Annotated in this window: 8 protein-coding genes; 2 read left to right on the top strand and 6 right to left on the bottom strand. The window is 73.1% G+C overall.

Annotated elements, in window-relative coordinates:
* Window positions 1-299 precede the first annotated feature (299 nt).
* Together ABZ914_RS42590 and mce are read right to left on the bottom strand one after the other, a co-directional pair.
* Window positions 300-1,646, bottom strand: coding sequence for a DivIVA domain-containing protein (locus ABZ914_RS42590; RefSeq protein ID WP_500200465.1), 1,347 nt, complete (start codon window positions 1,644-1,646; stop codon window positions 300-302).
* A gap of 402 nt (window positions 1,647-2,048) precedes the next feature.
* Window positions 2,049-2,471: a methylmalonyl-CoA epimerase gene (gene mce, locus ABZ914_RS42585; protein ID WP_433239790.1), complete on the bottom strand. Its 423-nt coding sequence runs from the start codon at window positions 2,469-2,471 to the stop codon at window positions 2,049-2,051.
* A 106-nt stretch (window positions 2,472-2,577) separates the two neighbouring features.
* Here mce and ABZ914_RS42580 point away from each other — a divergent pair, with 106 nt between their 5' ends.
* A complete protein-coding gene (locus ABZ914_RS42580; RefSeq protein ID WP_500200462.1) occupies window positions 2,578-3,768 on the top strand; it encodes an acetyl-CoA C-acetyltransferase in 1,191 nt (396 codons plus the stop codon).
* 10 nt (window positions 3,769-3,778) lie between these two features.
* Here the strand turns inward: ABZ914_RS42580 and ABZ914_RS42575 are convergent, their stop codons facing one another.
* Together ABZ914_RS42575 and ABZ914_RS42570 are read right to left on the bottom strand one after the other, a co-directional pair.
* The gene (locus tag ABZ914_RS42575; protein ID WP_500200460.1) at window positions 3,779-4,474 is read right to left on the bottom strand and encodes a DUF4230 domain-containing protein; all 696 of its coding nucleotides are present in this window, start codon (window positions 4,472-4,474) and stop codon (window positions 3,779-3,781) included.
* A 44-nt stretch (window positions 4,475-4,518) separates the two neighbouring features.
* Window positions 4,519-5,307, bottom strand: coding sequence for a DUF2127 domain-containing protein (locus ABZ914_RS42570; protein ID WP_433140893.1), 789 nt, complete (start codon window positions 5,305-5,307; stop codon window positions 4,519-4,521).
* 173 nt (window positions 5,308-5,480) lie between these two features.
* Between ABZ914_RS42570 and ABZ914_RS42565 the strand changes: the two genes are divergently transcribed.
* Entirely contained in the window at window positions 5,481-5,804 is a 324-nt protein-coding gene (locus ABZ914_RS42565) for a DUF3817 domain-containing protein (protein ID WP_500200458.1), read from the top strand.
* A 46-nt stretch (window positions 5,805-5,850) separates the two neighbouring features.
* Here ABZ914_RS42565 and ABZ914_RS42560 read toward each other — a convergent pair whose 3' ends face one another.
* Together ABZ914_RS42560 and ABZ914_RS42555 are read right to left on the bottom strand one after the other, a co-directional pair.
* Window positions 5,851-7,197: a hypothetical protein gene (locus tag ABZ914_RS42560; RefSeq protein WP_500200456.1), complete on the bottom strand. Its 1,347-nt coding sequence runs from the start codon at window positions 7,195-7,197 to the stop codon at window positions 5,851-5,853.
* Window positions 7,190-7,405 (bottom strand): hypothetical protein (locus tag ABZ914_RS42555; RefSeq protein WP_500200453.1); only part of this gene is annotated, 216 nt, incomplete at its 5' end. The genes ABZ914_RS42560 and ABZ914_RS42555, both read right to left, overlap by 8 nt.

The raw sequence follows: 7,405 nt of genomic DNA, 5'->3' as shown, positions 1-7,405 counted from the left end.
GTGCCGCCGTCCGCGTCGTCCGTGTCGTTCGCGTCGTCGGTGGTGTCGGCCGGGGGTGCGGGCGCGGGGACCTTGCCGGCGGTGCCGGCGGCCGCCTTCCCGGGCGCCGCCTCCGGCCGGTCCTCGCTGGGGGTGTCGTCGGGCACGCCGCTCTCCTTCGCCGTCCTGCCGTCGTCGTTCACGGGTCCGGACGGAGGGCCGCCGACCACGCGTTACGGGTGTAGACGACGGAAAGCCCGGAGACGTTTCCGCCTCCAGGCTCTCCGTCGCTCCTCCGGGCCGTCAGCCGGCCCGGAGGGTCACTCCTGCCACCAGTCCTCGTCGTCCTCGTCGGACTTCTTGCCCTGCGGGGCCTGCTTGGCGGGCGCGGCCTTGCCGGCGGGCTGGGCGGCCTGCTGCGGCTTCGGCTGCGCCTGCTGCGCCGGGGCCGGCTTCGGCTCGGCGGCCGGGATGGCGGCCTTCTCCGGCGGCGCGGCCAGCTCGGGCTCGCCGCCGCCGCCCATCGCCGGGGCGACGCCGCCGATGAGCTGGCGCAGCTGGTTGAGGTGGCTCGTGATGCTGTCGCGCTGCCGGGTCAGCTCGTCGACCTGGCGCTGCGCGGCGGTGCGGACGCGGTCCGCCTCGGCCTTGGTCTCGGCGAGCAGCTGCTCGGCCTGCGACTTGGCCTCGGCGATGACGTTGTCGGAGTTCTTGCGCGCGTTGGCCATGAGCTGCTTGGCGTGCGAGTCGGCCTCGCGCCGGGTCTGCTCGGCCTGCTGGGTGGCCTTGGCGGCGCGCTGCTCGGCGGACGCGGCGCGCTGCTCGGCCTCGGCGACCAGCTTCTGGGTGGCGGCCTGCGCGGCGGCGTGCCGCTCGGCGTCCTGCCGGTCGGCCTCCTCGCGGCGGGCGGCCAGCTGGATCTCGAACTCGGCCTCGGCCTGCGCCCGCTGCGCCTCGCTCTCCTCCAGGATGCGCTGGGCCTGCGCGCGCATCTCGTCGGCCTGCCGCTTGGCGGTCGTGAGGATCTCGTCGCGCTCGCGCTTGGTGGACGCGCGCAGCTGCGCGACCTCGCGCTCGGTCGTGGTGCGCAGCTTGGCGATCTCGCGCTCGGCGCCGGCGCGCTTCTCGGCGACCTCGTGGTCGGCGGTGGCGCGCAGCTTGGCGACCTCGCGCTCGGTCGTGGTGGTCAGCTCGTCGGCCTCGCGGCGGGCGGAGGTGCGCACCTCCTCAGCCTCGCGCTCGGCGGCCTGCCGCATGTCGTCGCCCTCGCGCTGGGCGGTGGCGCGCAGCTCGGCGGCGTCGTTCTCGGCGGTGGCGCGCTGCTCGGCGGCGTCGACCTTCGCGGCGGCCTTGATCTCGTTGGCCTCGGACCGGGCGGCCTGGACGAGCTCGGTCGCCTGCTCCTCGGCGAGCCGCAGCAGCTGCTCGATGCGGGCGCCGAGGCCGGAGTAGGTGGGACGTTCCTGCTCCTGCAGCTGGCGATGGGCGTCCGACAGCTCCCGCTGGAGGGCCTGGGACTGCTCGCGTGCCTGCCGGCCCTCGTTCTCGAGCTGTTTGATGTGCTCGTCGACCTGGTGCCGGTCGTAGCCACGGAGCACCACGTCGAAATCGCGCGGGGGCGTGTCCTCGAAGAAGTTGCTGAGCTGGGCGTCGATGTCGGACTGCATAGGGCTCAATCCTGATGTGACGGGGCTACGGGTGGTTCCGGGGACCGGTTGATCGCCTGGCATGGACGGCCGCCGTCAACGGGCGCGGTGCCCCAGACCTCTTCCGGTGGATGAAGCGTACTCCGGACACTGCCGTGTTGGGGGCTCATCTTGACGCGCTGCGTGGTTTGTCCCAGTTTGCGGTTACCGTGTCCCGTGCCCCAGGTGCCCAGGTACGGGGGTCGCAAATGCACCAGATGTGTCCGAATGCTCACAGAGCGGCGGTCTTGCACCCCACGGGCCCGCCGGGTGATATCGAACACGTCACGATCCGATCGCGCTCGCGCGGCGCGCGCGCGAGACCGCGCCAACGCGCGCGCCGCGCCCCGTCCCGCCGGGCCTCGCGACCCCCGCGCCCGCCGGCTACGCCTTCTGGACCAGCTCGGTCAGCACGCCGTGGCAGTCCTTCGGGTGCAAAAAGTTGATCAAGGAACCCATGGAACCGTTCCTCGGCGCGTCGTACAGCACCCGGACGCCCTTCCCGGCGATGCCCGCCGCCTCGTCCGCGACGGCCTGGTCGGTGCCGAACGCGATGTGGTGGACGCCCTCGCCGTTCTTCGCGAGCCACTTGGCCACCGCCGAGTCGTCCCGGATCGGCTCGATGAGCTGCAGGTAGCTGGCCGCGCCGTCGCCGGTCTCGTTGATCTTGAGCATGCACTCCCGCACGCCCTGCTCCTCGTTCACCTCGAAGTGCGCGTCGGTGAAGCCGTAGGTCGCCTTGTAGAACTCGACGGTGGCCTCCAGGTCGTGACAGGCGATACCGATGTGGTCGATACGGGTCAGCATGGACGTTTCTCCCTACGGACGGCCGAACGGGGGCGAACGGCAGCGAGCGACGCTTCCCTGGGTATGGTGGCAAACGTCGCCGCAGCACCCTCCTGGAGGCCCCCACATGACCGCCACGTCCGTGATCGTCGCCGGAGCGCGCACCCCCGTGGGGCGCCTGCAGGGCGCGCTGAAGGACTTCTCCGCCGCCGACCTCGGCGCCCACGCGATCAAGGCGGCGCTGGAGCGGGCCGGCGTGTCCGGCGACCAGGTGCAGTACGTGATCCTCGGGCAGGTCCTGCAGGCCGGCGCCGGGCAGATCCCGTCCCGGCAGGCGGCGGTCAAGGCCGGCATCCCGATGAACGTCCCGTCCATCACGATCAACAAGGTCTGCCTCTCCGGGCTGGACGCGATCGCGCTCGCCGACCAGCTCATCCGGGCCGGCGAGTTCGACATCGTCGTCGCCGGCGGCATGGAGTCGATGACGCAGGCGCCGCACCTGCTGCCCAAGTCCCGCGCCGGCTACAAGTACGGCTCGATCGAGGTCCTCGACCACATGGCCTACGACGCGCTGACCGACGCGTTCGACGGCATCGCGATGGGCGAGTCCACCGAGCACCACAACGCCAGGCTCGGCATCAGCCGCGAGGAGCAGGACGAGTTCTCCGCCCGCTCGCACCAGCGCGCCGCCGCGGCCATCAAGAACGGCGTCTTCGACGACGAGATCGCCCCGATCGAGATCCCGCAGCGCAAGGGCGACCCGATCGTGTTCGCCAAGGACGAGGGCGTGCGCGCCGACACCACGGCCGAGTCGCTCGCGCGGCTGCGCCCCGCGTTCAGCAAGGACGGGACGATCACCGCCGGGTCGTCCTCGCAGATCTCCGACGGCGCCGCCGCCGTCGTGGTGATGTCCAAGGCGAAGGCCGAGGAGCTCGGCCTCAGCTGGCTCGCCGAGATCGGCGCGCACGGCAACGTCGCCGGCCCGGACAACTCGCTGCAGTCGCAGCCGTCCAACGCCATCAAGCACGCCCTCGGCAAGGAGGGCCTGACCGTCGACGACCTCGACCTCATCGAGATCAACGAGGCGTTCGCGTCGGTCGGCATCCAGTCCATGCGCGACCTCGGCGTCGGCCCCGAGAAGGTCAACGTCAACGGCGGCGCCATCGCGCTCGGCCACCCGGTCGGCATGTCCGGCGCCCGCATCGCGCTGCACCTCGCCTACGAGCTGAAGCGGCGCGGCGGCGGCGTCGGCGCCGCCGGCCTGTGCGGCGGCGGCGGCCAGGGCGACGCGCTGATCCTGCGCGTCCCGTCGGCCTGACCCGCGGCGCTCACTGGGCGTTGGGCTGCTGGACGGTGACCGTCCGGAAGCCCAGCGCCCTCAGCATGTTCTCCAGCATCCGCTTGGTGTTGGCGTCCGCCTGGTCGGCCAGCCGGCTCTGCTGCGCGGCCGCCTGGATCTTCTGGCTCGCCAGCACGTACAGCTGCTGCTGGTTGTCGGGGTTGCTGCTGAAGAAGTCGCCGAACCGGTCGAACAGGCCGCGCTCGGTCGCGTAGACGTAGCTGCGCTTGGTGTCGAGGTTGGTGGGTTCGAGCTGGGCGTGCGGCAGCGTGATCGTCGCCGCCGTCCGGTCGGAGTTCACCTTCACCGCGCCGGTGGCGATCCGCGAGAAGTCCACGTAGGCGTCGACGGAGCCGTTGCCCACGAACAGGGTCCGCTTGCCGCGCAGCGACGACGGCAGGAACTTGGCGTCCTTCTCCAGGTCGACGACGACCTGGAAGTTGCCGCTGGCGGCCTCGTACCGGTTCAGGTCGCGGATCGACTGCAGCAGCACCGGGCCGCTGCGGTCCTTGGTCTCCTCGTGGAACGGGTTCAGCCAGTGCGGCAGGCCGTGCACCGCCTGCTGCACGACGAGGACGACCGCGATGGTCGCCCCGATGAGCACCAGGGGGGTGAGGAGACCGCGCCGGGGGACGGGTCGCACGCGCTGGGGGGCGGGCTCGCGGGCCGCGTCGTTCTTCGGCATGTCACCCACATTCCCGGACTTGTCGCCCCCTCACCTCTTCCCGGTCATCCCGTGGCGGGGTGCGGCGGCCGCGCGACGTCCGGATCGGTCGCCGCGTGCTCCACCTCCATCAGCGACTCGCTGCGCAGATGCGCCTCGTGGGCGGCCCGGCCGCCGCGCACGCCGAACAGCCGTTTGGTGACGATGATGTAGACGATCAGACCGATATTGATGGCCAGCGCGCCGATCCGCAGCACGGTCACCTTCTCGGACAGCTCGTAGATCTCGACCGGGAGGCCGAAGCAGGTCGCGACGACCGCGAAGTACTCGCCCCACCGCTGCAGCAGCCACAGCCCGACGGCCTCGATGATCTCGATCGCCGCGTACACCAGCAGCCCGATCGCGAGCCAGCGCAGCGTCCGCTCCTCCAGCCCGAACACGTGCCGGATCGAGGTGACGATCTTGGAGTGGTCGAGGTCCCAGCCGAACTGCTTCGCGATCGGCCGCAGGAGAGGGATCTCCTTCTCGAAGACCTCCTGGATGGAGCCGCGGCTCTGCGCGAACCGCCACACCCCGTACGCGGCGACCGCCACGATCAGCCCGCGGATCAGCCGCTCCACCGCGAAGAACCGCATGATGAAGGCGTCGCGCAGCTCCTTGCCGCGCTTCACCAGCGGCGCCTCGTCGGCCGGGCCCGAGCCGTGCGGGTCGCCGTGCACGTACGCGCCGCAGCGCAGGCACCGCCACGCGTCGCCGACGGGGGACGACACCACCAGCCGCTCGCGCAGCGGCCGCTCGTCGGGGGCATAGGTGATGTGCCCCTTGCGCGCACAGGTCAGCAGGCTCCAGTCCACCCGGACACCCTATTGTCTGCATTGCCCGTGGCGTCAGGCGCTAGAGCGCCTTCCTTCAACGGGCAACGCGTGCGGTCGCCGCATCGCCGCGGGCCGGAGGGCCGGTCGGCGCGTGTGAGCAGGGCCATAGGAACAAGGGAAACCTGGAACGGCGGCGAGGCGTTGAGGGCTTCGTGGACATCGTGCGCGCGTTCCGTGTCGTCTCCATCGCCGAGGCGACCTCCTTCCTGGTGCTGCTGCTGGTCGCCATGCCGCTGAAGTACGGCGCGGACCTGCCGGTGGCCGTCCAGGTGATGGGGCCCATCCACGGCATCCTGTTCCTCGCCTACGTCGGGCTGGCCTACGCCGCCGGCGAGAAGCTCGGCTGGGGACTCAAACGCACCGTCCTCGCGCTCATCGCCGCGGTGCTGCCCGTCGCGCCGTTCTTCGTCGAGCGGCACTGGGCCAAGCCCGCGGCCACCGCCCGTCCCGAGCCGCAGACCGCCGGACGGGCCTGACCACGACTTCCGCGTGGCCGCGGTCGGGATGGGGGTTCCGCCGCGGTCACGCGGGGGACTGCGCGTGCCCCAGTTCCCGCGGACGCATCGGCACGGGCCGGTGGGCGTCCCGCACCACCCGCCCCGTGCTCCGGTGGACGCGCCGGGGCGCAGGCCGGAAGTCCGCAGGACCCAGCGCGCACGACCGGTAACCGGCGAAATGGCGGCGCAGCCAGGCGCGCCGCCGGTCGTCGCCCCATGAGCCGAACCGCCGCGCCGCCCCCGCGTCGCGGATCGCCGGCGGCTGCTCGCCGAGCAGCCACGCGTCCACCAGCGAGCCGTAGCCGCCCGGCCGTCCGATGACCGCGCACGCGCCCGCGTCGAGCAGGCCGTCCCTGATCTGGCGTACGGCCCGCTCCTGGTAGCCGGGCGACAGGTTCTCGTCCAGATGGATGCCGGCGACGCCGTTCGCGACCCCGGCGGGCGCCCAGCCCGGAAGCTGCTCCACGCGGGTGAACGCGCCCGGTGTGCCGCGCAGCCGCGCCGCGAGCGGCGTCACGGCCGTCATCAGCGAGGGCAGCGCCGCGCGCAGCGCCGGATGCACGCAGACGGTCAGCGGCCACTCCCGGCACACCCGTTCCGCGGGCGCGGGCGCCACCGTCCCGCCGGCGTCGCGCAGCCCGAGCGTCGCGCCGCCGGTCGCCGCCAGCGCCAGGGCCAGCGGCAGGACGAGCAGCAGCCGCCGCGTCGCCCACAGCACGTACCCGAAGACGAGCACGGCGGTCAGCCCCGACGCCCACAGCACCTGGTAGCCGAGCACGCACGCGCGCAGCGTGGTGAACAGGGGGATGCGGTTGAACGCCGCAGGGGGGAGCAGGCTCAGCCACGATGTCCCCGGCACGCGGAGGGCGGCCCACAGCGCCGTCACGGCGAGCACCACGGCCGCCGTCGCCCGGTGCGGGACGACCCGTCCGGCCAGGTAGCCGACCGCGACGTGCAGCACCAGCGCGCCCGCCCCGGCCACCACGCCGAGCGGATGCGGGTGCCCGGCCTCCTGCCGGAGCAGCGTGACCGCGACCACCAGCGCGGCCACCACCAGGTAGGACGCGAGCGCCGCCGCGGAGAGCAGCAGCAGGTCGAGCAGGGCGCCCGTGGCGGGCGAGCGCGCCGTCAGGTCGCGCAGGTAGTCGAGCGGGCGCTCCCGCACGGCCGTCCACGCGGCCAGCCCGGCCGCGGCCGGGCCGAGGAACCGCACCGCGTCGAGCAGCGCGACGACGGAGTTGTCCCAGTACGCGACCGAGGGCAGCAGCGGCGGGCCCGCCGCCGCCGTCCCGACCGCGGAGAGGATCGGCACCGCGACCAGCAGCGCCGAGCGGCGGGCGTCCAGCCGGAGCACCCGACCGAGGTCAGACACCGGCGCCGCTCCCCGCGGCCGCCCGCCTCGACCGCAGCCTCGGCACCGGGAGCGGCACCTGCCGCAGCGCCGCGCCGCTCAAAGCCGTGGTGCGGCGGGCCGTGGTGCGCAGGGCTTTCGTGCGCCTGGCCGTCGTGCGCAGGGCTGTCGTGCGCAGGGCCGTCGCGCCCAGTGCGGCAGGGCGCAGTGCGGCGGGCCGCAGCGCGGC

The organism is Spirillospora sp. NPDC046719, from assembly GCF_040645715.1.
Classification (GTDB): domain Bacteria; phylum Actinomycetota; class Actinomycetes; order Streptosporangiales; family Streptosporangiaceae; genus Spirillospora.
The sequence above is the reverse complement of the archived record's forward strand: the minus strand, read 5'-3'. Positions and strand labels throughout refer to the sequence as shown.